The organism is Rhodococcus sp. PAE-6 (assembly GCF_025290685.1).
Classification (GTDB): domain Bacteria; phylum Actinomycetota; class Actinomycetes; order Mycobacteriales; family Mycobacteriaceae; genus Rhodococcus; species Rhodococcus pyridinivorans.
The window spans coordinates 932183-956300 of the sequence record NZ_JAOCLZ010000001.1 but is presented as its reverse complement, the minus strand read 5'-3'; the positions used below and the strand labels follow the sequence as shown (position 1 = coordinate 956300).

At 68.7% G+C, this 24118-nt stretch carries 23 protein-coding genes, 1 tRNA gene and 1 pseudogene; 11 read left to right on the top strand and 14 right to left on the bottom strand.

From position 1 onward, the window contains the following. Position 1: 1 nt before the first annotated feature. A complete protein-coding gene (glgB, locus tag NVV99_RS04410; RefSeq protein ID WP_051121699.1) occupies positions 2-2206 on the bottom strand; it encodes a 1,4-alpha-glucan branching protein GlgB in 2205 nt (734 codons plus the stop codon). A gap of 2 nt (positions 2207-2208) precedes the next feature. After that, positions 2209-4227 (bottom strand): maltotransferase domain-containing protein, encoded by a 2019-nt coding sequence (locus NVV99_RS04405; protein WP_024100506.1) that lies wholly within the window; start codon positions 4225-4227, stop codon positions 2209-2211. Between the two features lie 486 nt (positions 4228-4713). Here NVV99_RS04405 and glgP point away from each other — a divergent pair, with 486 nt between their 5' ends. Continuing rightward, positions 4714-7290, top strand: coding sequence for an alpha-glucan family phosphorylase (gene glgP / locus NVV99_RS04400; protein WP_024100507.1), 2577 nt, complete (start codon positions 4714-4716; stop codon positions 7288-7290). Positions 7291-7312: 22 nt separating this feature from the next. On the opposite strand, the gene NVV99_RS04395 is transcribed toward glgP, so the two are convergent. The 3 genes from NVV99_RS04395 to NVV99_RS04385 are packed head-to-tail and all read right to left on the bottom strand — an operon-like array spanning position 7313 to position 11320. After that, positions 7313-9340: an ATP-dependent DNA helicase gene (locus NVV99_RS04395; RefSeq protein ID WP_024100508.1), complete on the bottom strand. Its 2028-nt coding sequence runs from the start codon at positions 9338-9340 to the stop codon at positions 7313-7315. Positions 9341-9365: 25 nt separating this feature from the next. Next, entirely contained in the window at positions 9366-9983 is a 618-nt protein-coding gene (locus NVV99_RS04390; protein WP_006554737.1) for a nicotinamidase, read from the bottom strand. A 5-nt stretch (positions 9984-9988) separates the two neighbouring features. Next, the gene (locus NVV99_RS04385) at positions 9989-11320 is read right to left on the bottom strand and encodes a nicotinate phosphoribosyltransferase (protein WP_024100509.1); all 1332 of its coding nucleotides are present in this window, start codon (positions 11318-11320) and stop codon (positions 9989-9991) included. A 111-nt stretch (positions 11321-11431) separates the two neighbouring features. Here NVV99_RS04385 and clpS point away from each other — a divergent pair, with 111 nt between their 5' ends. From clpS to rdgB, 7 genes are all read left to right on the top strand, one after another. Further along, the gene (gene clpS, locus NVV99_RS04380; protein ID WP_006554739.1) at positions 11432-11746 is read left to right on the top strand and encodes an ATP-dependent Clp protease adapter ClpS; all 315 of its coding nucleotides are present in this window, start codon (positions 11432-11434) and stop codon (positions 11744-11746) included. A gap of 24 nt (positions 11747-11770) precedes the next feature. After that, complete coding sequence (locus NVV99_RS04375) at positions 11771-12349, top strand: DUF2017 domain-containing protein (protein ID WP_024100511.1); 579 nt, start codon at positions 11771-11773, stop codon at positions 12347-12349. Next, positions 12346-13440, top strand: a complete 1095-nt coding sequence (locus tag NVV99_RS04370) for a P1 family peptidase (RefSeq protein WP_024100512.1) — start codon at positions 12346-12348, stop codon at positions 13438-13440. Before NVV99_RS04375 ends, NVV99_RS04370 begins: the two co-directional genes overlap by 4 nt. A gap of 26 nt (positions 13441-13466) precedes the next feature. Then, entirely contained in the window at positions 13467-14093 is a 627-nt protein-coding gene (locus NVV99_RS04365) for a rhomboid family intramembrane serine protease (RefSeq protein WP_024100513.1), read from the top strand. 143 nt (positions 14094-14236) lie between these two features. Continuing rightward, a complete protein-coding gene (locus NVV99_RS04360) occupies positions 14237-14998 on the top strand; it encodes a cyclic nucleotide-degrading phosphodiesterase (protein ID WP_041803299.1) in 762 nt (253 codons plus the stop codon). Positions 14999-15032: 34 nt separating this feature from the next. After that, positions 15033-15821: a ribonuclease PH gene (rph, locus tag NVV99_RS04355; RefSeq protein ID WP_006554744.1), complete on the top strand. Its 789-nt coding sequence runs from the start codon at positions 15033-15035 to the stop codon at positions 15819-15821. 7 nt (positions 15822-15828) lie between these two features. Next, entirely contained in the window at positions 15829-16440 is a 612-nt protein-coding gene (rdgB, locus tag NVV99_RS04350) for an RdgB/HAM1 family non-canonical purine NTP pyrophosphatase (RefSeq protein ID WP_006554745.1), read from the top strand. A 189-nt stretch (positions 16441-16629) separates the two neighbouring features. On the opposite strand, the pseudogene NVV99_RS27095 reads toward rdgB, so the two are convergent. The 4 genes and pseudogenes from NVV99_RS27095 to NVV99_RS04330 form a co-directional block, all read right to left on the bottom strand. After that, a pseudogene (locus tag NVV99_RS27095) lies at positions 16630-16923 on the bottom strand (DUF3349 domain-containing protein); the annotation flags it as partial. Positions 16924-17041: 118 nt separating this feature from the next. Further along, a complete protein-coding gene (locus tag NVV99_RS04340) occupies positions 17042-17233 on the bottom strand; it encodes a hypothetical protein (protein ID WP_024100517.1) in 192 nt (63 codons plus the stop codon). A 207-nt stretch (positions 17234-17440) separates the two neighbouring features. Beyond that, a complete protein-coding gene (locus NVV99_RS04335) occupies positions 17441-17923 on the bottom strand; it encodes an ATP-binding protein (protein ID WP_024100519.1) in 483 nt (160 codons plus the stop codon). Between the two features lie 55 nt (positions 17924-17978). Beyond that, positions 17979-18335, bottom strand: a complete 357-nt coding sequence (locus NVV99_RS04330) for an STAS domain-containing protein (protein ID WP_019288992.1) — start codon at positions 18333-18335, stop codon at positions 17979-17981. Between the two features lie 176 nt (positions 18336-18511). Here NVV99_RS04330 and NVV99_RS04325 point away from each other — a divergent pair, with 176 nt between their 5' ends. From NVV99_RS04325 to NVV99_RS04315, 3 genes are all read left to right on the top strand, one after another. After that, positions 18512-19696 (top strand): PP2C family protein-serine/threonine phosphatase, encoded by a 1185-nt coding sequence (locus NVV99_RS04325; protein ID WP_242411746.1) that lies wholly within the window; start codon positions 18512-18514, stop codon positions 19694-19696. A gap of 70 nt (positions 19697-19766) precedes the next feature. Beyond that, positions 19767-21332 carry a CHASE3 domain-containing protein gene (locus tag NVV99_RS04320; RefSeq protein ID WP_024100521.1) on the top strand — a complete coding sequence of 522 codons (1566 nt, stop codon included), beginning with the start codon at positions 19767-19769 and terminating at the stop codon, positions 21330-21332. Further along, entirely contained in the window at positions 21329-21769 is a 441-nt protein-coding gene (locus NVV99_RS04315; RefSeq protein WP_019288995.1) for a response regulator, read from the top strand. The genes NVV99_RS04320 and NVV99_RS04315 overlap by 4 nt, the downstream gene beginning before the upstream one ends. 76 nt (positions 21770-21845) lie before the next feature. On the opposite strand, the gene NVV99_RS04310 is transcribed toward NVV99_RS04315, so the two are convergent. The 5 genes from NVV99_RS04310 to NVV99_RS04290 form a co-directional block, all read right to left on the bottom strand. Continuing rightward, positions 21846-22223, bottom strand: coding sequence for a DUF3817 domain-containing protein (locus tag NVV99_RS04310; protein WP_006554752.1), 378 nt, complete (start codon positions 22221-22223; stop codon positions 21846-21848). Next, positions 22220-22636: a hypothetical protein gene (locus tag NVV99_RS04305; RefSeq protein ID WP_024100522.1), complete on the bottom strand. Its 417-nt coding sequence runs from the start codon at positions 22634-22636 to the stop codon at positions 22220-22222. Before NVV99_RS04305 ends, NVV99_RS04310 begins: the two co-directional genes overlap by 4 nt. 69 nt (positions 22637-22705) lie before the next feature. Next, positions 22706-22790, bottom strand: a tRNA-Leu gene (locus NVV99_RS04300). 28 nt (positions 22791-22818) lie between these two features. After that, complete coding sequence (locus NVV99_RS04295) at positions 22819-23310, bottom strand: HNH endonuclease (RefSeq protein ID WP_024100523.1); 492 nt, start codon at positions 23308-23310, stop codon at positions 22819-22821. After that, a complete protein-coding gene (locus tag NVV99_RS04290; protein WP_313906241.1) occupies positions 23310-23729 on the bottom strand; it encodes an HNH endonuclease signature motif containing protein in 420 nt (139 codons plus the stop codon). Before NVV99_RS04290 ends, NVV99_RS04295 begins: the two co-directional genes overlap by 1 nt. Positions 23730-24118 lie beyond the last annotated feature (389 nt).

Sequence of the window (24118 nt, the reverse complement as noted above, 5' to 3'; positions counted from 1 at the left end):
GTCACCTCCGCAACGACAACCAGATGGCACCGTGCGCAGGCAAGGTCACCCGAGCCGAGGCGGGACGCCCGTGCCACGAATGTTCGTCGGCCTCCACGGCCCCGAAGTTGCCCGCTCCGTTGCCCTGGTAGGCGGTCGCGTCCGTGTTGAGCACTTCCTCCCACGTGCCCGGTTCGGGCAATCCGACACGATAGTCGCCGTAGGTCGTGCCCGAAAAGTTGTGCAGGCACGCGACCACCGAGCCGTCGCTGCCGTAGCGCAGGAACGACAGGACGTTGTTGTGCGCATCGTTGGCGTCGATCCACGAGTATCCGCCGGGCGTGGTGTCGAGCGTGTAGAGCGCCGGGTGCGAGCGGTAGATGCCGTTGAGATCGCACACCAGGCGGTGGATACCGGCGTGGAGCGGTTCGTCGAGCTGCCACCAGTCGAGGCCGCGTTCCTCGGACCACTCGGCGACCTGCCCGAACTCCTGGCCCATGAACAGCAACTGCTTGCCGGGATGCGCCCACATGTAGGCGAGCATCGACCGCAGGCCGGCTGCACGCGTGGCGTCGTCGCCCGGCAGTCGCGTCCACAGCGTGCCCTTGCCGTGGACGACCTCGTCGTGGCTGATGGGGAGTACGAAGTTCTCGCTCCACGCGTACACGAGCGAGAACGTGATCTCGTGGTGGTGGTAGGTGCGGTGCACGGGATCGCGGCCGAGATAGCCGAGGGTGTCGTGCATCCAGCCCATGTTCCACTTCATGCTGAAGCCGAGCCCACCGACGTTCGTCGAGCGGGTCACGCCCGGCCAGGAGGTCGACTCCTCCGCGACCGTCACGATCCCCGGATAGTGCTTGTGGACGGTGGCGTTGAGTTCCTGCAGGAACTCAACGGCCTCGAGGTTCTCGCGCCCGCCGTAGATATTCGGCGTCCAGCCGCCCTCGGGGCGCGAGTAGTCGAGGTACAACATCGAGGCCACGGCGTCGACGCGCAGACCGTCGATGTGGAACTCCTCGATCCAGTACAGGGCGTTGGCAACGAGGAAGTTCCGCACCTCGGGCCGGCCGTAGTCGAAGACGTAGGTGCCCCAGTCCAGCTGTTCGCCGCGGCGCGGATCGGGATGTTCGTACTGGGGGCTGCCGTCGAAGCGCGCGAGCGCCCACTCGTCCTTCGGGAAGTGGGCGGGCACCCAGTCCATGATCACGCCGATCCCGGCGGCGTGGAGACGGTCGACGAACGCGCGGAACTCGTCGGGAGTGCCGAACCGGGAGGTGGGAGCGTAGTAGGAGGTGACCTGGTAACCCCACGACCCGCCGAAGGGATGCTCGGCGACCGGCAGCAGCTCGACGTGCGTGAAACCGGTCTCGAGGATGTACTCGGCGAGCTGATCGGCGAGTTCGACGTAGTTCAGGCCCGGGCGCCACGAACCGAGGTGCACCTCGTAGACCGCCATCGGTTCCTGCCAGGGCTGCGCTTTCTCGCGGGTCGCGACCCAGTCGTCGTCGTTCCAGGTGTAGCGACTCTCCGTGACCCTCGACGCGGTCGCGGGGGGCACCTCGGTGGCGAACGCCATCGGGTCGGCCTTGTCGCGGACGGATCCGTCGCGGCCGTGCACCCGGTACTTGTACAGCGCGCCCGGTTCGACACCGGGAACGAAGACCTCCCAGACACCGCTCGAGCCGAGCACCCGCATCGGGGCGGTGCGTCCACCCCAGCCGTCGAAGTCGCCGACGACGGTGACCCCGCGTGCGCCCGGTGCCCACACGGCGAAGGACGTGCCCGTCACCGGGCCGTCCGGGGTCTCATAGGTCCGCGGATGGGCGCCGAGCACCTCCCACAGCCGTTCGTGCCGGCCCTCGCTCAGCAGGTGACGGTCGAGCTCGCCCAGCGTCGGCATGAAGCGGTAACCGTCCGCGACGACCTCGACGTGATCGAACGGGTAGGTCACCACGAGCCGGTAGTCGGCGAGATCGAAGACCGGGATCAGGGCGCTGAAGACGTCCTCGCCCACGGGTTCGAGCGGATGGTCGCGACCACCGATCCGGGCGGCGACCTTCTCGGCCCCGGGGCGCAGTGCCCGGATGACCGTCCCCTCCGGATGCGAATGGGCCCCGAGCACCGCGTGCGGATCGTGGTGCTCACCGGCGGCGAGCAGGTCGAGGTCCTCCGGTCGCGGGCTGTGGCGCCGGCGCGGAACATCGGCGCCCGGCGTCTGGGGCGGCACGGTCACGACTGCCTCCTGTAGGCGAGCGTTGTGCGGGTGGGGATGCCGATCGGAGGCAGGACCAGGATGTGCGCCACCGCCCGCCACGGCTCGAGGCGCACGTAGTTGGCCTGTCCCCACGAGTACTGTTCCCCACTCACCTCGTCGTAAACAGGGAAGTGGTCGTGCCAGTCGTGCCCGATCGCCGGCATGTCGAGCCAGACCGTGCCCTGTTCGGCCCCATAGGGGTTGAGGTTGATCACCGTGAGGACGCAGTCCCCGGTGGACGGATCGAACTTCGAGTAGGCGATGAGCGCGTCGTTGTCGACGTGGTGGAAGGCGATGTTGCGCAGTTGCTGCAACGCCGGATGCGCGCGCCGGATGCGGTTGAGGGTGGTCAGCCACGGTTCGAGCGACTCGCCGCGCCGGCGTGCCTCGTCGTATCGGCGCGGCCGCAACTGGTACTTCTCCGAGTCGAGGTACTCCTCGCTGCCCGGCCGCACCGCGAGGTGCTCGAACAGTTCGTACCCCGAGTACACGCCCCACGAGGGAGCCAGGGTGGCGGCGAGCGCCGCGCGCAGCGCGAACATGCCCGGTCCGCCGTGCTGCAGGGTCTCGTGCAGGATGTCGGGGGTGTTGACGAACAGGTTCGGTCTGGCCTCGTCGGCCTTCGCGGCGATCTCGGTACCGAACTCGGTGAGCTCCCATTTCGCGACCCGCCACGTGAAATACGTGTAGGACTGCGTGAATCCGCGTCGCGCGAGCCCATACATGCGGGCGGGCCGGGTGAACGCCTCCGACAGGAACAGCACGTCGGGATCGGTGCGCTTGATTTCGGCGATGAGCTGCTCCCAGAAGTTCGGGGGCTTGGTGTGCGGATTGTCGACGCGGAAGATGTCGACGCCCAACCGGATCCAGTGCCGGACCACGCGCAGGACCTCGGCGTAGATGCCCTCGGGGTCGTCGTCGAAGTTGATCGGATAGATGTCCTGGTACTTCTTGGGCGGGTTCTCCGCATACGCGATCGTGCCGTCGGGCAGCACGGTGAACCATTCCGGATGCTCACGCGCCCACGGGTGGTCGGGGGCGCACTGCAGGGCGAGATCGAGGGCGACCTCGAGCTCGAGTTCCTTCGCGCGGGCGACGAAATCGCGGAAGTCCTGCTCGGTGCCGAGTTCGGGGTGGATGGCGTCGTGGCCGCCCTCGTCGGAACCGATCGCCCAGGGCGACCCGACGTCGTCCGGGCCGGCGACGAGGGTGTTGTTCGGTCCCTTGCGGTTGACCTTGCCGATCGGATGGATCGGGGGGAGGTAGACGACGTCGAAGCCCATCGCCGCGATGCGCGGCAGATCTGCGGCGGCCGTGGCGAAGGTGCCGTGCCGCGGGGTTCCGTCCTCGTACCAGCCTCCGGTGGACCGGGGAAAGAACTCGTACCAGGAGCCGAACAGCGCGCGGCGACGATCGGCGAACGCCGTGAACGCCTTTCCACGCGTGATCAGCTCGCGGAGCGGATGGGCGCGGAGGATCTCGGTGACGTCGGGGGCGAAGGCCGGGGCGATGCGCTCGGCCAGCGGACGGTCGGAGCGCAGGGACGCAGCGACCGCGAGGAGAGCGGGACGGTTGCCGCGCGGTGCGCCCTTCGCGGCCTTCTCGAAGATCCGTGCGCCGACCTCGAGGTCGTTCGCGAGTTCGGCGGCGTCCTGCCCGGCGTCGGTCTTCGCGGTGACCGCGTGCCGCCAGGTCGCCACCGGGTCGCTCCACGCCTCGACCCGGTAGGTCCACGCACCGACGCTCGTGGGGGAGAAGGTGGCGTGGAAGGTGTCGGGTTCGGTGCCCGGAACCATCGGGATCCGCACCAGCCTGCCGGCGGATTCGGGATCGTCGGCCGGTCCTCGAACGGCGAGTGTCGCGGCGATCGCGTCGTGGCCCTCGCGCCACACCACGGCGGAGACCGGCACCACCTCCCCGACGACCGCCTTCGTCGGATAACGCCCTCCGTCGATGGAGGGTTGTACGTCGTCGATGGCGAGCCGACCTGTCACGCTAGCTCCGTTCCGTGCGGGTCCGGGTGGACGAGCAGGGCCGATGGGGGCAACGACCGTGTCTCGAACCACCGTAATGGAGGTCGCGCCGCGCGGCTGTGCATGCGGCGGGACCCGCGAAGGATCCCCTCTGCAGCGGCGAAATTATCTGTAACTCACCGTTCACTTCAATTGACCGGACGGCAACACCCCGCTCCCTACTGTTTGTTCTGCAAGACGACAACAGCCTCCTCGGAGGCACGACGAAGGGAAGAACACATGGGTCTGGTTGCCGGGCTGATCGGAGTCGTCGGAGACCTGCTGCACCTGCTCCTCGGCGGACTCTGAGTCCACCGGCCGACGGGAGGTCGGCCGCAGGAGAGAAGGCCCCGCGGTGTGGCCCTCTCCGAGTGCCGGGCGATCCTGTCCGCGACCGGCATGGATCCGGGCACATGAGATCCGTCGCCCGGCCGTCACGAAGCTCGGTCGGTCGGTAGTGTGCACCCCGTGAAAGCACTGCGCCGGTTCACCGTACGAGCCCATCTTCCCGAGCGGCTGGCTGCGCTGGGAGCCCTGACGGCCAACCTCAGATGGTCGTGGCACCCGCAGACCCAGGACCTGTTCGAATCGGTCGACCCGGACCTGTGGCGCCGGTGCAGCAATGACCCTGTCCGACTGCTCGGCGAGGTGCCGCCGGCCCGACTCGATGCGCTCGCCGAGGACGGCGACTTCCTCGCCCGGCTCGACGCCGCTGCCGCCGACCTCGAGCACTACCTCACCCGCCCCCGCTGGTTCCAGGAACAGCAGGAGCGCGGCACGACACTGCCCGCCGGCATCGCCTACTTCTCCATGGAGTTCGGTGTCACCGAGGTGCTGCCGAACTACTCCGGCGGCCTCGGAATCCTTGCCGGCGACCACCTCAAGGCCGCCTCCGATCTCGGCCTGCCGCTCATCGGCGTCGGCCTGCTCTACCGGTCCGGCTACTTCCGGCAGTCGCTCAGCGCCGACGGATGGCAGATGGAGCACTACCCCTCCTACGACCCGCAGGGCCTGCCGCTGCGACTGCTCACCGAGGCCGACGGCACCGCCGCGCTCGTGCAGGTCGCCGTGCCGGGCGGGCGCACACTCGACGCGCGAATCTGGATCGCCCAGGTCGGGCGCGTCCCGCTGCTGCTGCTCGACTCCGACATCCCGTCCAACGACGAGGAGCTGTGCGGGGTCACCGACCGCCTCTACGGCGGCGACCAGGACCACCGCATCAAGCAGGAGATCCTCGCCGGCGTCGGCGGTGTCCGCGCGGTGCGCGCCTACACGCGCATCCACGGCCTGCCCGACCCCGATGTCTTCCACATGAACGAGGGACACGCGGGCTTCCTCGGCGCCGAACGCATCCGCGAACTCGTCACCGGCGCCGGACTCGACTTCGACGAAGCGCTCGCCGCCGTGCGGGCCGGCACGGTCTTCACCACCCACACCCCCGTGCCCGCGGGTATCGACCGCTTCCCGATCGATCTCGTGCGCCACTACTTCTCGGGCACCAACGGCGAGAACGAGTCGGCACTGTTGCCCGGCCTCACCGTCGACCGCATCCTCGCGCTCGGACGCGAGAGCAACCCGAACGTGTTCAACATGGCACATCTCGGTCTGCGCCTCGGCCAGCGCTGCAACGGTGTGTCGAAGCTGCACGGCGAGGTCAGCCGCGGCATGTTCGAAGGACTGTGGCCCGGATTCGACGCCGCCGAAGTGCCCATCGGCTCGGTCACCAACGGTGTGCACGCCCCCACCTGGGCCGCGCGCGAATGGATCGCGCTCGCCAACCGCCTCGCCGGACCCGACCGCGTCGAGGAGGCCCGCGGCTGGGAACTGCTCCAGACCATCGACCGCAAGGAACTGTGGTCCACCCGGAACGCGCTGCGCGCCCAGCTCGTCGCCGAGGTGCGTCGCCGGCTGCGCGAGTCGTGGCTCGAACGCGGCGCCACCGAGGCCGAACTGGGCTGGATCGAGTCGGTCTTCGATCCGAACGTCCTCACCGTCGGGTTCGCGCGCCGCGTGCCCACCTACAAGCGCCTCACCCTGATGCTGCGCGACCCCGAACGGCTGCGCGCCCTGCTGCTCGACGACGAACGGCCCGTGCAGCTCGTCGTCGCCGGCAAGAGCCACCCCGCCGACGACGCCGGCAAGGCGCTCATCCAGCAGGTCGTGCGGTTCGCCGACGAGTACGACGTGCGGCACCGAATCGTCTTCCTGCCCAACTACGACATGTCGATGGCCCGCTATCTGTACTGGGGTTGCGATGTGTGGCTGAACAACCCGCTGCGCCCGCTCGAGGCGTGCGGTACGTCGGGCATGAAGTCGGCTCTCAACGGCGGTCTCAACCTGTCCATCCGCGACGGATGGTGGGACGAGATGTTCGACGGCGAGAACGGCTGGGCCATCCCCACCGCCGACGGGGTCGACGACACCCGCCGCGACGATCTCGAGGCCGCGGCGCTGTACGAGTTGCTCGAACGCTCGGTGCTGCCGCGCTTCTACGACCGCGACTCCGACGGTGTGCCGGCCCGCTGGATCGAGATGGTGCGCCACACGCTCGAGGATCTCGGCCCGAAGGTGCTCGCCTCGCGCATGGTGCGCGATTACGCCGTCGACTACTACATCCCCGCGGCCGCGGCAGCCTCGAAGGTGACCGCCGACGACTACGCGGGTGCGCGGGCGCTGGCCGACTACCGGCACCGCATCGAGGCGGCGTGGCCGGGAGTGCGTGTCGCGCAGGTCGATTCGACGCCGATCCCGGACGTGCCGCAGATCGGCCTGCCGCTGGGGCTGACCGCGCACGTCCAACTCGGCGACCTGACCCCGGAAGATGTCGAGGTGCAGGCCGTGGTCGGGCGCGTAGGCTCCGACGACACGATCGGCGACCCCGTCACCGTGCCGATGCAGCACATCGGTACCGACCCGCTGGGAGAGGAGTTCACCGCGACCGTGCCGCTGCCGCTCGCCGGCGCCGTCGGCTACACGGTGCGGGTGCTGCCCAGGCACGGGCTGCTCGCCTCACCCGCCGAACTCGGCATGGTCGCGCTCCCGTAGGAGATCAGGACCCGCCGGGTGCTCAGCCGCGCAGACGCGTGAGTGCCCGGCGGACCACCGCCGGATCGGCCGTCTCCCAGAACGGCGGCAGCGACGCGCGCAGATAACCGCCGTACCGTGCGGTCGCCAGGCGCGAGTCGAGCACCGCCACCACGCCCCGGTCGTCGGTGCTGCGCAACAGTCGCCCGACACCCTGCGCCAACAGCAGAGCGGCGTGATTGGCGGCGACCGCCATGAACCCGTTCCCGCCGCGAGCCTCCACGGCGCGCTGCCGGGCGACCAGCAGCGGATCGTCGGGGCGGGGGAACGGAATGCGGTCGATGATCACCAGCGACAGCGACGGGCCCGGAACGTCGACGCCCTGCCACAGCGACAGGGTGCCGAACAGGCTCGTCGCGTCGTCGGCTGCGAACTTCTCGACCAGCGCGCCGGTCGCGTCGTCGCCCTGGCACAGGATCGGCGTGTCGAGACGCTCGCGCAGCGCCTCGGTGGCGGCCTTCGCGGCGCGCATCGAGGAGAACAACCCGAGCGTGCGCCCCTCGGCGGCGGTGACCAGTTCGGCGATCTCGTCGAGATGCGAGGGCGGCAGACCGTCGCGGCCGGGTGGCGTCAAATGCTTGGCGATGTAGAGGATGCCCGCCTTCGCGTGATCGAAGGGCGACCCCACGTCGATCCCATTCCACGCGAGATCGCCCTTGTCGGAAGGAGGTTCGGCACCCGACGCGGAGGTGGTGTCGCTGCGGGCCGGCGACTGCGGCGGCAGACCCCAGTTGACCGCGAGGCCGTCGAACGACCCGCCGACCGTGAGGGTCGCGGACGTGAGGACGACGGTGGACTCACCGAACAACCGGCTGCGCAACAACCCACCGACCGACAGCGGCGCGACCCGCACGGTGCGGCGCACGTTGCCGCGGAACTCGTCGGCGGCAAGCCACACGACGTCGGGTCGCTGCGAAGGGTCTCGCTGCTCGAAGGTCGTCAGCACCCGGACCGCGCAGTCGTGCACCTCGTCGATCTCCGCGAGCGCCTGACTGCGGGCCGCGGCGACCTCGGGATCGGTGCCGGGCTTGGCCGGTCCGATCGCCGTGTGTACGGCCCAGGCGGCATCGCGGATCGAGGCCAGCGCGGCCGCCGCGCCCTCGGGCAGTTCGTCCCAGCGCCCAGCCGGCAGTTCTTCGAGGAACGACTCCCAGTTCTCGGCGGCACCGTCGAGCCGGTCGATCTCCTGGTCCTCGACGAGCTTGACGCAGCGCCGCGCAGCCGCCGACACCGTGCCCGGCGACAACTCGGCCGTGGCGACGTTCGTGATCCGATCGACGAGTTCATGGGCCTCGTCGACGACCACGACATCGTGCTCGGGCAGGATCGAGATGCCGGTGATCGCATCGATCGCGAGCAGCGCGTGGTTGGTGACGACCACGTCGACCTGCGCGGCCTCGGCGCGCGCGATCTCGGCGAAGCAGTCTTCTCCCACCGGGCACCGCGACTTGCCGAGGCACTCGCGGGCGGTGACGGACAACTGACGCCACGCCTGATCGGAGACACCGGGGGACAGGTCGTCGCGGTCGCCGGTCTCGGTGGTGGACGACCACTCCGTCACCCGCCGCACTTCGCGGCCGATGCGCGAGAGGGCGAACGCGTCGAACAGTTCGGCGTCGGGCGTCTCCTCGGCGAGACCGGTATGGATCTTGTTCAGGCACAGGTAGTTTCCGCGACCCTTGAGGATCGCGAAACGCGGGCGACGGCCGAGCGAACCGGCGAGGGCGTCGGCGAGTCGCGGCAGGTCGCGCTCGACGAGCTGCCGCTGCAGCGCGATGGTCGCGGTGGAGACCACCACGGTGCGACCCGTCTTCACCGCGTAGCGGATGCTCGGCACGAGATAGGCCAGCGACTTGCCGGTACCCGTGCCGGCCTGCACGGCGAGGTGTTCGCCGGTATCGATGCTGTGCGCGACGGCCGAGGCCATCGTCAGCTGGTTGCGCCGCTCCTTACCGCCCAGCGCGTGCACCGCGGTTCGCAGCAATTCTGGGACTTCGGGGAGATCCGGCACCGGCACAGGCTATCGGTCCCCACCGTCACCTTCGGTCTGCGGCCCAGCTACCTGTGACTTCGGTGATATCGGTGACGCCGGGAAGGTCGGTGACCAGCTCGACACCGGCCTCGCGCATCCGCTCGAGGGCTGGGCGGATCGTCGTCTCCGACACCCCGGCGGTGTACGGCAGCAGCACCCGGGCGCCGAAACCCTCCGCGATCGCGTCGAGCGCGGTGGCCCGCACACAGTGGTCGGTGGCGATCCCGACGATGTCGACGTCCGTCACGCCGCGGTCGCGCAACCACGACGCCAACGTCGTGCCCTCGTCGTCGATTCCTTCGAAGCCCGAATAGGCGGCGTCGTCGGCACCCTTCGAGAAGACGGCCTCGAACCGGTCCGTAGTCAGTTCCGGGTGGAAGTCCGCGCCCGGCGTCCCTGCCCGGCAGTGCGGCGGCCACGAGTCGACGAAATCGGGTTCGGGAGAGAAATGGTCTCCGGGATCGACGTGGTGGTCGCGGGTTGCAGCGATGTACGCGTAGTCGTCACCGTGCGCCTGCAGGAACCGGGTGATGTCGGACGCCACCCGCGAGCCGCCCTCCACGGCGAGCGAACCGCCCTCGCAGAAGTCGTTCTGGACGTCGACCACCAGCAATGCGCGCATGGCACTCACCCCTCACGGACGAAGCGGGTGGGGATGGCGGGATCCCCGGCCGAGAGCGTCAGGCCCTCCCACGGCAGACGCACCATGCCCTGCCGGAGGTACTCACGGCTCTCCTCCAGGGTAGGCAGATCGCCGACCGCCTCGCCGCCGCGGACCAGCGGGATCATCAGTTCGTGGACCTGTGAACCCTCGCCCGGCGGGACCTGCTCGGCGCGGGCCGGGTACACGACCTCCTCGACGAGCGTGCCCGTCCTCCGCGCGTACCGGACGGCCCGCTTCGCGCCCCCTCGGGACTCCTTCGACGCACTGCGCTTCTCGACCGCGAGGCCATCGACCTCCACGAGCTTGAAGACCATGCCCGCCGTCGGAGCCCCCGAGCCGGTCACCAGCGAGGTGCCGACGCCGTAGCCGTCGACCGGTTCGGCGCGCAGACCCGCGATCCCGTATTCGTCGAGATCACCGGACATCACGATCTTCGTGCGGGTCGCGCCGAGTCCGTCGAGTTGTTCGCGCACCTGGCGGGCGAGCACACCGAGATCGCCCGAATCGATCCGCACGCCACCGAGTTCGGGGCCGGCCACCGCGATCGCCGTGTTCACGCCCTCGGTGATGTCGTAGGTGTCCACCAGCAGGGTCGTGCCCACACCGAGACTCTCGACCTGGCTGCGGAAGGCGGACGCCTCGTCGCGACCAGCCGTCGTGGTGTGCAGCAGGGTGAACGCGTGCGCGGCGGTACCCGCTGCGGGGATGCCGTACCGCTGTGCGGCCTGCAGATTGGACGTCGAGTCGAAGCCCGCGAGATAGGCCGCGCGCGCCGCGGCGACCGCCGCTTCCTCGTGGGTACGCCGCGACCCCATCTCGATGAGCGCGCGGCCGTCGGCCACACTCACCATGCGCGCCGCCGCGGAGGCGATCGCACTGTCGTGGTTGAAGATCGACAGCGTCAGCGTCTCGAGTAGCACACACTCGGCGAAGGTGCCGCTCACCGACAGGATCGGTGAACCCGGGAAGTAGAAGTCGCCCTCGCGGTAGCCGTCGATGTCGCCGGAGAACCGGAAGTCGCGCAGCCACTCGACGGTGCGCGGAGCGAGAAAACCGGCGGCGAGTTCGAGTTCGGCCTCGTCGAACCGGAACGATCCGAGTGCCTCGATCAACCGCGCGGTGCCTGCGACGACGCCGTACCGCCGGCCCGGGGGAAGACGCCGGGCGAAGACCTCGAAGACGCACGGGCGGTCGCCCGTGCCGTCCGCCAGGGCAGCCTCGAGCATGGTCAACTCGTACTTGTCCGTGAACAGTGCGGTGCCGGGACGACCGGCACGGTGAATGGCTTCGGGCACCCGATCACTGTAGAGCCACGGCCTCCGAGGCGGGTTTTTCGCCGTGCTCCGAAGTCGTACCCTGGGAACATGGCGCCGTGTAGTACGACCACTCCGCTCGACGTCCGATTCATGGCCGGCCAGGCCGTTCCGGCCATGGCGGGACAGGCCGTTCCGGCCGAGGCCGAAATCGTCGAGGAGATCGAAGCGGTCGACAGGCCATGGGTGACCGTGGTCTGGGACGACCCCGTCAACCTCATGCACTACGTGACGTTCATCTTCCAGAAGCTGTTCGGGTACAGCAAGGCCAAGGCCACCGAGCTCATGCTCAAGGTCCACAACGAGGGCAAGGCCGTCGTGTCGAGTGGTTCGCGTGACAAGATGGAACACGACGTGCAGCGTCTGCACGCCGCCGGACTGTGGGCGACGATGCAACGCGACGAATGATCCCCACAGGAGGGCCCGACCGACGTGCGGCAGTGGACCAGGAAGAACTCGCTCAGCGGCCCCAAGCTCCGGTCGGAGATGGACGCCCACGAAGCGTCGGTGCTGCGGTCGCTCGTGTCCTCCGTGCTGGGCATGCTCGAGGAACGCGCCGGACAGGCCCCGCAGGACGACCTCGCGGCGCTGACCGGCCTGCGCACCGGTAACGCCACCCCGCCCGAGATCCCGGCGCTGCGACGACTCCTTCCCGACTTCCACCGCCCCGATGCCGATGCCGTCGCCGATGTCGGCGACGACGCCGCCGACCTCAACGGTGCGATGCGGAGCCTGCACGAACCGAGCATCATCGATGCGAAGCTCGCCGCCGGCGCGGTCATCCTGCGCACCGTGCCCGAAGGCGGCGGCAAGGTGGTGCTCAATCCCGAACAGGCCGAAGCCTGGCTGTACGGGCTCAACGACGTGCGGCTCGCGCTCGGCACCACCCTCGGCATCGACGCCGACACCCCCGACGTCCTCGACGACGACGATCCGCGTGCCCCGCATCTCGACGTCTACCACTGGCTGACATGGATGCAGGACTCCCTCGTCCAGGCGCTTCAGCCGTGACCGTGCCGGGGCCGACCGATTCGCTGCTCGACGTGGCGGGTCTGAGTGTCGGCCACTGGCAGCGCCTCGATCCCGAGGTCACCGTCGGCACCCCCGAGATTCCCGGTACGGGCGCCGCCACGGGATGCACCGTCGTGCTCGCCGACCCGTCCGCCGTCGCATCGGTGGACGTGCGCGGCGGGGGACCGGGCACCCGGGAGACCGACCTGCTCGATCCGAGTCATTCCGTGCAGCGTGTCGACGCGGTCCTCCTCACCGGTGGCAGCGCATACGGGCTGGCCGCCGCCGACGGCGTGATGCGCTATCTCGAGAAGAACGGCAAGGGCATCCCGATGGGCGCGCCCGGCGCGGTCGTCCCGATCGTCCCCGGCGCCGTCATCTTCGACCTGCCGGTGGGTCAGTGGTCCGCGCGCCCGACCGCCGATTCCGGATGCACCGCCTCGGCCACCGCCAGCTCCACGCACCTCGAGCGCGGCAGCGTCGGCGCCGGCACCGGTGCCCGCGCCGGGGCGCTCAAGGGCGGCATCGGCTCGGCGAGCGTGCGGATCACGGACGGTCCCGCGACCGGGGTAACCGTGGCGGCACTGATGGTCGCCAACCCCGTCGGCTCGGTGTTCGACCCCGTGACCGGACTGCCCTGGGGCGTCGACGCCGCGCGAGCCGAAGAACTCGGACTGTCGTCGCCCTCCGCGGCGGATCTGGCCGCGGCCCGTGCGCTCGGCGACAAGGGCACCGTCCTGAACACCACGATCGGTGTGGTCGCCACCGACGCACCGCTGTCGAAGGCGGCGTGCCGTCGCGTCGCGGTCACCGGGCACGACGGTCTCGGCCGCGCGATCCGTCCCGCGCACTCACCGCTCGACGGCGACACGATCTTCGCCCTCTCGACCGGCACCGCCGACCTCTCCGACGCACTGGGCGACGCCCCGTCGATCCTGGCCTTCGCCGCCGAACTGCCGATCCTCGCCGCGGTGTGCGAGGCCGCCGCCGTGGTGGTCGAACGCGCGATCGTCGACGCGATCCTGTCCGCGACCTCCGTGGCCGACATCCCCGCCTATCGCGACGTGCTGCCCTCGGTCTTCGGCCACTGACCGGTACGTGACGGCAGAATGGTGCCATGACCATTCCCAGCGGCACCGGCGCCGACACTCGCATCCGGCCGATCTGGCAACGTGCCGGACTGTGGATCGGCGGGTTCGTCGCGATGCTCTACGGCATCGAGACCGTCGATGCGGTGCTCCCCGCCGATCTCGACGCGGCCGGTGTCGAACCCCGCACCGCCGACGGGCTGTGGGGCGTGCTGTTCGCGCCGATCCTGCACGCCGACTGGGACCACCTCACCACCAACACCGTGCCCGCGCTCGTCCTCGGCTTCCTGGTGCTGCTCTCCGGCATCGGGCGCGGCCTGGCCGCGACCGCGATCATCTGGGTCGTCGCAGGAGTGGGGACGTGGCTGATCGCGGGCTCGGGCGAGACCCACATCGGAGCGTCGAGCCTGATCTTCGGGTGGCTCACCTATTTGATCGTGCGCGGAGTGTTCACCCGCAAGGCCGGGCAGATCCTGCTGGGAGTCGTGGTGCTGTTCCTCTACGGCGGCATGCTGTGGGGGGTGCTGCCGAGCGAACCGTGGATCTCCTGGGAAGGGCACTTCTTCGGTGCGGTCGGCGGCGTTCTCGCGGCGTGGGCGCTGTCCGCGGACGCGCGTCGCGCCCGTCGCACCACCCCCTCGGTCGTGCCGCGCTGACCACCCGCGCCGACAACCCGCCGATCGGCCGCGCGAAGTGGCCGAACGATCCGCGCGTCACACCTTCCCGGCCACTGTGAGTCTGCGCCGCAATACGCGCGTTGGCTTCATCGAGGGACCTTCGGCATGGCAGCATGGCTGATATGCGCATGACCGTTCTGGGGTGCTCGGGCAGTGTGGCCGGGCCGGATTCCGCAGCCTCCGGCTACCTGCTGACGGCACCGGACACCCCGCCCCTGGTCATCGACTTCGGTCCCGGCGTCCTCGGCGCGCTCCAGCGCCACGCCGACCCCGGCGAGGTGTCGATCCTCCTGTCCCATCTGCACGCCGATCACTGCCTCGACCTGCCCGGTCTGCTGGTCTGGCGCCGCTACTCGCCGTCCCCGCCGCAGGGCCGCGTCCTCACCTACGGTCCCGCCGGCACCGCCCACCGCATCGGTGTGGCGTCCGCGGAGATCCCCGGCGACGTCGACGACGTCAGCGACACCCTCGACGTCCGGATGCTCGGCGACGGCGAGCAGATCCGGTTCGGGAGCCTGACCATCTGCCCCGGCCGCGTCCACCACCCGCCGGAGGCCTACGGCTTCCGCATCACCAGCGACTCCGGCCGCACCCTCGTCTACACCGGCGACACCGGCATGTGCGATTCGGTCGTCGAACTCGCCCGCGGCGCCCACGTGCTGCTCGCCGAGGCGTCGTGGACCCACGCGCCGGGGGAACGCCCCGAGGGCGTGCACCTCTCGGGCACCGAGGCCGGTCGCGTCGCGGCCCTCGCCGGTGTCGACGAACTCCTCCTGACCCACATCCCGCCGTGGACCTCCCGCGAGGACGTCATCGCCGAGGCCAAGGCCGAGTACTCCGGACCGGTCCACGCGGTCACCGCCGGAGACGTGTACCGCATCTGAAAGGCCCGCCCCCGGATCGCCTAGGCTCGGACGAGTGACGACACGAGAAGACGGCAGAGCGGACGACGAACTCCGGAGCATTCGCATCACCCGGGGTTTCACCAACCATCCGGCGGGCTCCGTGCTCGTCGAATTCGGACAGACCCGCGTGATGTGCACCGCCAGCGTCGAGGAAGGCGTGCCGCGGTGGCGTAGGGGCTCCGGTCTCGGCTGGCTCACCGCCGAGTACGCGATGCTTCCCGCCGCCACCCACACCCGCAGCGGACGCGAATCGGTCAAGGGCAAGCTCGGCGGCCGCACCCAGGAGATCAGCCGGCTCGTCGGCCGGTCGCTGCGCGCATGCATCGACCTCGCCGCCCTTGGCGAGAACACCATCGCGATCGACTGCGACGTGCTGCAGGCCGACGGAGGCACCCGCACCGCGGCGATCACCGGCGCTTATGTCGCACTGTGCGACGCGGTGACCTACCTGCGTGCCGCGGGCAGCCTCGCCGACCCGCAGCCCATCTCGTGCCAGATCGCCGCCGTCAGCGTCGGCGTGGTCGACGGACGTGTCCGTCTCGACCTGCCCTACGAGGAGGACGTGCGCGCCGAGGTCGACATGAACGTCGTCGCCACCGAGACAGGCACCCTCGTCGAGGTCCAGGGCACCGGCGAAGGCGCGACCTTCCCGCGTTCCACGCTCGACGCGATGCTCGACTCCTCGCTCGCCGGCATCGAGGAACTGTGCCGGATCCAGCGCGAGGTGCTCGCCGAGCCGTACCTGGGCACCCTGCCCGAGCCGGTCGAGGCGGAGGTCGTCAAGAAGAAGTTCGGAGTCTGACGTGCGGGTGCTGGTCGCAAGTCGCAACGCGAAGAAGCTGCGCGAACTGCAGCGCGTGCTCGACCGCGCCGGGATCGACGGCATCGAACTCGTAGGTCTCGACACCGTCCCGCCCTACCCGGAGGCACCCGAGACGGGGGAGACCTTCGAAGCGAACGCCGGAGCCAAGGCCCGCGACGGCGCAGCCGCCACAGGGATGCCCTGCGTCGCCGACGACTCCGGTCTCGAGGTCGACGCCCTGCGCGGCATGCCCGGCGTGCTCTCGGCGCGCTGGAGCGGACGCCACGGCGACGACGAGGCGAACACCGCACTGCTGCTCGGCCAGATGCAGGATGTGCCGGACGAGCGTCGCGGCGCGGCCTTCGTGTCGGCGTGCGCGCTCGTGGTGCCGTCGGACGACGGATTCGTCACGACCGTCGTGCGCGGCGAATGGCGCGGCAGCATCGTGCGCGAGCCGCGCGGCGAGAACGGTTTCGGCTACGACCCGGTCTTCCGCCCCGAAGGCGAGGAACGCACCGCCGCGGAACTGTCCGCGGAGGAGAAGGACGCACAGTCGCATCGAGGACGGGCACTCGCCCAGCTCGTGCCCGCCCTCGCTGCGCTCGCCGCAAGCGCCTGATTCGCGGCTCGCCGCGAATCGCTAACGCGCGCCGGCCTGCGTCCCACGCTCCTCGCGCACGGGTTCCGCGGCGCCGGTATCCGATGCAGCAACAGCGTCGGATGCCGGCGCCGCAGTCGTCCCGGTCGTCGGTTGCGTATCCGGTTCGACGGGTTCGGCCGCCTCGTCGCCGCGGGAGAGTTCACCGCCTACAACGGGCCAGCCCGCAGCGACCAGCTGCTCACGGACGCGCTCGACGTCCTGCGGGTCCGGTTCCTCGTGGATCACCCCTGCCACGATCTTCCGCAGGGTGTCGTGGTCGACCTGCCGCTCCGGGTGCTCGGACGCGGTCGCCGCCGCCGTCTCGATCGCCTCGAGAAGTTCCTCGTCGGTGAGCCGACGCTCGAGCACGGCAAGCAACGCGAAGTGATCCTTGGCCGGGATCCCCTCGGGATATCCCGCACGCAACCAGTCCAGTACCACCCGTGGATTCCAACGCGCCATCGCCGCCTCCTCACTCACCGTCCCGAATCGGACCCTTCGAACCGAAGGGTCCGGCGGAAACCCCTGTCAGGGTCACAGGGTTCCCGCCACGATAGCGAGGAACACCTGGTTCGCCCCGTCAGGGGAGCGACATGTCCCGCAGATACGCCGTGACCATGGCGGTGAGCTCGTCGGCCACGACGTCCCGATCCACCGGGGGACGGTCGAGAACACAGGAGACGGCCACGTTCTCGACCGTGCGCACGAAGATCCACGCGATCGCCTCCACAGGGCGGCTACCGCGTCCGCGGAGATGGAAACGCAGCCACATGGTCCTGACGAGATCGGCTCCCGGGGCGCCGGTTGCTCGAACACCTCGGCGACCGTGCGGCACGCCGCGAACTGGCACCGAAGTTCGGTCCCGCGAAGCCGGACGTGGGTGCCCTGCAGGTATGACGAAAGCGGCCGCGGGAGGAGCATCGTGCTCCTCCCGCGGCCGCTTCGATCGGGAACTCGCGACGCGCGCCTACCGCGCAGATCAGCTCGCGTCGTGGGACGAGAGTTCGTCCCCTGCCCTGTCGTCCCCTACCCTGTCGTTCTCTGCCCTGTCCGTCTCCTCGAGGACCCAGCGCATCTCGACGACCGTGCCCTTCGGGCCGGCCGAGACCTGGACGTCGCTGGCCAGATTGCGGATCAGCGTCAGCCCGTGACCGCGTGAACGTCGGGCGTCACTGTCGACGGCGTCGTGCCAGGAGCCGTGGTCGACGACCCGCACGACCACCTCACCCTCGTTGGGCAGATACGTCGCCTCGTAGTCGAGCGTGCCGTGCGCGTCGTCCGGCGCATAGGCGTGCTCGACGGCATTCGCGAGCGCTTCGTAGCTCGCGAGCAGTATGTCCTGTCGTTGGTCCTCGCTGAGGGGGAGCTTCGCCAGCCACCGCCTCGTGACGACCCGCAGGCCTGCAATCTCGGTCGGGTCGGCTCGCACACCCGACGAACGGATCTCGTCGGGAAAAAGCAAAGCTGACTCCTCGGGCGCAGACGACATGGCTCCTCGGTTCGTCGGGTACGGCGGTCTACTCGGAGACGCCTTCCGGCGAGTTACCGAGGCCGACGAGCGCGTCGTCGAGCTTCGGATGGATCGCCAGGACCTCTCCGAGGCCGAGGAGTTCGAGCGGGCGTGCCGTGGCGCTGCCATGTGCCACGACGGCGAAACCGGTGTTGTCGCCGGCTCGCTTGGACAACTCGACCAACAGAGCGATACCCATCGAAGCGAGGAAATCAACCCCGCTGAGGTCGACGATAAGTCCGGAGATGTCGGTGTCGAGGAGTGCGAGGGCTTCCTGCTCGAGGAGCGGGGCACTCGTCATGTCGACTTCGCCGTTGACGGACAGTACGGCCACGGAGCCGATACGGGTCGTGGAAACAGTCATATGCGGATGCGCGGTCATGGGATCGTTCACCTTGCCATCATGCAAGATCGTGCCGATAGATGCACATATCGGTCCGTCGGCCGTGGCCGCGACCCGCCGTGACCACCCTGTGACCATGCTGTCGTCGAGTCTGTAATGTTCCCTTTCGAGCAGGGAGGGAGGGGCGCCGAGTGGACATGCACCGAGCGCAGAGCGAGTCGGCCGAACCACCGTCGTTGCTCCTCATCGAGGACGATCCGGGCGACGCGCTCATCGTGGAGGAACTCGTCGTCGACAGTGCCCCCGAGATGACCGTCGTGTGGGTGCAGACACTTGCGCAGGCCCGCGACGAACTCGCCACGTCGGCTCCCGACTGCGTACTTCTCGACCTCCACCTGCCCGATGCGAGCGGCCTCGAAGCCGTCGCCCGCATCCAGGAAATCACCGATTCCGTCCCCATCGTCGTCCTCACCGGCCTCGCGGAGGAACAGACCGGCCTCGCCGCGCTGTCCGTCGGCGCCCAGGACTATCTCGTCAAGGGACGCGTCGAACCCGATCTGTTCGGCCGCGCCGTCCGCTACGCCATCCAGCGAAAGCAGACCGAGATCGCTGCGGCGGAACTCCAGGCGAGCCAGCTTCACGCGCAGGAGAACGCCCGACTCGAACGCGGCCTGCTCCCGTCCCCACTCCTGCGCGACGGGCAGGACTTCGACGTCGTCGCCCGTTACCGACCCGGCCGGTCGTCTGCTCTCCTCGGCGGCGACTTCTACGACGTCGTGCAGACCGGCGACGGCACCGTCCACGTCCTCATCGGCGACGTCTCCGGTCACGGCCCCGACGAGGCCGCCCTCGGCGTGGGCCTGCGCATCGCGTGGCGCACGCTCGTGCTCAGCGGGGTAGACGGTCCCCGCCGCTTGCACCAACTCGAGGAACTGCTCGTCGCCGAGCGCACGGAGAGTCGCTTCTTCGCGTCGATGACGAACCTCACGATGTGTGCCGACCACGGCACCGTCGAGGTCATGCGGGCCGGTCATCCCGGGCTGCTGCTCCGCCACGGCGGAACCATCGACTGGATCGAAGCGCCCGGTGGTCCCGCTCTCGGCCTGCTGCCGGGAGTGGCCACCTGGCCCGTCCACGAGTTGGATCTGCCCGAGGACGGCGCGATCGTGTTGTTCACCGACGGATTGTTCGAGGGTCATCGAGGCGACGGCCCGGAACGACTCGGTGAGGAAGGACTCCTCGAGCTCGCGCGCGAACGCGCCCATCTGCCGGCTGCCGAGTTCACCGACTCGCTGATCGACGGTGCCGAGAAACTCGCGGACAGTAGGGGAGGGCTGTCCGACGACGTGGCAGTCGTCCACGTGCAATGGAACAGGAAGTGATCATCACCGCATGACGAACAGCGACGCAACGGCGGAGACGGGGGACGTGCGTCGCCCTCCCTCTCGCAGGATGACGGTCCAGGCATGGTTCCTGCTCGTACTCGGCGTGATGGGTGTGTTGGTGGTCGTCGGCACCGTGGTCGGCAGCCACTTCCTCCGTGAGACGACCGAATACTCCAACTACGTGCGCGACCGGATCCAGCCCGCCCGCGTCGAGGCGTACCGGTTGCAATCGGCGCTGATCAACCAGGAGACGGGCGCACGGGGCTACATTCTCGCCGCCGATCCCGATTTCCTCATGCCCTACGAGGAGGGACGGCGGGAGGAGGAGGCTGCCGCCGCCGAGTTGCGCGCTCTCGTCGGCGACGACGAGAAGCTGATGGCGGACCTCGACGCGATCGAAACGCACGCGGCGCAGTGGCGACGTGTGTACGCCGAACCGCTCATCTCCACCGTCGTACCGGGGGAACCGCAGTTCGTGGATCCCGCCGTCGTCGATGCGGGCCGCGTCGCGTTCGACCGGCTCCGGGCGGCGTTCGAGGTCCAGAACGCCGATCTCACGCAGGCCCGAGAGGACGGCATCGCGACTCTCGAGGACACCCGCACCACGCGCGACCGCATCCTTGCCGGCATGGTCGTGGTTTTCCTGCTCGCCGGCGTGGGCCTGGCAGTCCTGCTCCAGATGATCGTGGTCCGTCCGATCCAGCGTCTGCGACAGGCATCGCGCAGCGTCGTCGCGGGCCAGAACTTCGAGCGCGAGATCGAGCCGCAGGGCCCCGCCGACATCTATGCGCTGGGTCGCGACGTCGAGGACATGCGCGAGCGGATCGTGCGCGAACTGCAGGTCGCGCACGAGCGTGAGGAGCAACTCGAGAACCAGACGACGGAACTGCGGCGCTCGAACTCCGAACTCGAACAGTTCGCCTACGTCGCCTCCCACGACCTGCAGGAGCCGCTGCGCAAGGTCGCGTCCTTCTGCCAGCTGCTCGAGAAGCGTTACGGCGACAAGCTCGACGAACGCGGCACCCAGTACATCGCCTTCGCGGTCGACGGCGCGAAGCGTATGCAGGTGCTGATCAACGACCTGCTGACCTTCTCCCGCGTCGGACGCGTCAGCGACGCGCACGTCCGCACCGAACTGGACGTGACCCTCGACGCGGCTCTGACGAACATCTCCCAGGCGGTCGAGGAATCCGGGGCGGAGATCACCCGGCCCGAGTCCCTGCCGACGATCGTGGGCGATCCCACACTGATGATCATGTTGTGGCAGAACCTGATCGGCAACGCGATCAAATTCCGCCACGAGGACAGGCCCGTGGAGATCCGGGTCGACTGCGAGGAGATCGTCGACGGGGACGACGAGTTCTGGCGATTTTCCGTGCAGGACAACGGAATCGGTATCGCCGAAGAGTTCGCCGACAAGGTCTTCGTGATCTTCCAGAGGCTGCACGGCCGGGACGTCTACACCGGCACCGGCATCGGCCTGGCCATCTGCCGCAAGATCGTCGAATACCACGGTGGAGAGATCTGGCTCGACCCGCAGTATCGGGAAGGCAGTCGATTCTGCTTTACGATTCCCAAGGCAGGCGACGACATGTCTGCAACCGAAGTCGCTCTGAAAGGGGCATCTGCATGAGCGTTTCCGGGCGGCCGATCGACGTCCTCCTCGTCGAGGACGACCCCGGCGACGAATTGATGACGCGCGAAGCGTTCGAGGACAACAAGATCGGAAACACCCTTCACGTGGTCCGCGACGGCGAGGAGGCACTCGACTTCCTCTACCGGCGCGGAGAGTACGAGAACGCCCCTCGGCCCGACCTGATCCTCCTCGACCTGAACCTGCCCAAGTACGACGGACGGCAGGTCCTCGAGCAGGTCAAGTCCGACACCGACCTCACCGACATCCCCGTCGTCGTCCTCACGACCTCGGCAGCGGAGGAGGACATCCTCCGCAGCTACAAGCTGCACGCCAACGCGTACGTGACGAAGCCGGTCGACCTCGATCAGTTCATCCACGCGGTGCGCCAGATCGACGAGTTCTTCGTGCAGGTGGTGCGCCTGCCGCGACGCTGAGCGCGCTCGTTCGCAACGAAATCGGGCGGATCCTTCGAAAGGATCCGCCCGATTCGTGTTCGTGGAGGTTACCGGCTCAGACGCCGAAGTCGGCCTTCACCTGCTGGGTGCGCTTGTGCTCGACGAAGAAGGACAGGAACGGGATGGTGCCCGCCAGGAGCGTCCACACCGTCCGGGCGATCGGCCAGCGCACCTTGATCGACAGGTCGAAGGTGAGGACCAGGTACACCGCGTACACCCAGCCGTGCACGATCGCGATCCAGGCCGGCACGTTCTCGACACCGATGATGTACTTGGCGACCATCTCACCGGTGAGGATCAGCAGCCAGATACCGGTCGCGTAGGCGAGCACGCGGTAACGCAGCAGAGCCGACCGGATCTTCTTGCGGTCGGCCTCACTGACGACGCGCGGCGTGGTGGCCTGGCCGGACGCCTGCTCGGGGGTCGTGCTCACTGAGCGCTCCTATCGGACCTGCGCGCGAGCTGCGCGAGGTACTCGTTGTACTCGTTGATCTGTTGTGCGTCGGGATCCGCGGCCTCCTGCTCGCGTGCCTCGGCGAGCGTGCGCGGACGGGTGGGAAGAAGATCCTCGGGAATCTCGGTGGGCTCGTCCGGCTCGGACGGGCGTCGTCCGCCGGTGCTCTCGGCTTCCTGCTCCTCGGCCTCGAGGCGGACGAAGCGCCGGTAGGCGTAGACGCAGAAGAAGGCGAAGGCCGGCCACTGGAGGGCGTAGCCGAGATTCTGGTAGGTGCCGCCGACCGCTTCGAACCGGACCCACTGCCAGTAGCCGAGACCGAGGCATCCGGCCGCGGCCACCAGGACCAGGATGATCAGGGCCAACCGGCGGGGAGGGCGATGCTCGGACACGCCCTCGACGGTACCCGAACGGTGCACCGACCTGCCAAGACCGGTCGGTGCACCGTGGGTGAGGTCACGTGGTGCGCGAGGGGGGACTCGAACCCCCACGTCCTAAGACACGGGTACCTAAAACCCGGGCGTCTGCCAATTCCGCCACTCGCGCCAGACCTCAGCAGGATACGGCATGGCCGTCACTCCGGCGCCATACGGAGTTGTACGTTTCGTCCGGCCCAGGTGGGCGTCTGACTGTGGCAGTTGGGGCACAGGAAGCGGAGGTTCTCCGGGCGGGAGTCGTTAGGGTTTCCGTCGATGTGGTCGACGTGCAAGGTGAGCGGTCTCCCGTTCCACTCGGGCTCGGTGCCGCATCGGCTGCACCGGTAGGGGCGTCCGTACTCGACGAGCGCCCGTCGGAGCTGATCCGGTTTCGTGCGTCTGGACCCGCGCTGTTTCTCGATGAGGAGGTCCTGCCACTCGTGACGGACGTACGGTCTGCGCTCGGTCGTCCTGGGCCGTCCGGTGAAGTGGGACGTGTCGATGCCGAGGGCGCGGATCCGGCGGCTCAGATGCGTGTGGTGCCCGCCATTGGGTTCGAGGCCGAAGTACCGCATGACCTCGGCGAAGTTGATGCAGTTCCGAACCGCTTCCTGCAGCATCTCTTCGGTGTACTTGACCGGTCGCGTCATCATGCCGCCTCTTCGGGTTCCGCTCCGATCCGGCCGGGAGTCCGCTCGGGGGGCTCGCCGAGAACGCGACGTGCGTTCCTGCCCGCCCAGGTCGGCGTCTGACTGTGGCAATTCGGGCACAGGAAGCGAAGGTTGTGCGAGCGGGAGTCGTTCGGATTGCCGTCGACGTGATCGATGTGGAGCGCGAGCGGAGATTCGAGCCACTCCGGTCCGATGCCGCACATCTCGCACTCGTGTGCACGACCGTGTTCGAGGAGTGCGCGCCTGAGCGCTCTGGTCTCCTTCCGGTTCGAGCCGGCCGGTGCGACCGTGAGCACGTCCGACCAGTGCAGCCGGTTCCGGGCTGGTCGTCCCTTCTGGTGGGCCATGCCCCGGAAATGTGATGTGTCGATTCCGTAGTCCTCGATCCGTCGTTTCACGACGACGTAACTACCTCCGCCTGCTCGAAGCCCCAAGTAGCGGAGAACACCTGCAGTACTGATCGACGCGGTCACTGCTTCCTCCAGCAGTTCCCTCGTGTACTCGATCCGCTTCCCCATCTCGCCCCCATCTCGAATGTCTGTTCGATCCGGCCGAAGGCTAACCGCGGGCGCCGACACGTTTTCGATCTTGCGATGCACGATCCGCGACGCCCGTCAATAGGTAACGATTTGATAACGAAAAACGTGAGGGATTCCTCGGGTTCGTGGACGTCCACGCATCGACGCAGCCAGGAGCGATTCGGGTTACCGACCAGTTACCTTCGAGGAAGCATGTGAGCGAAATCACTGGTGGGAGAGGTGCCGGGCAAACTGCGGGAAACAAAACA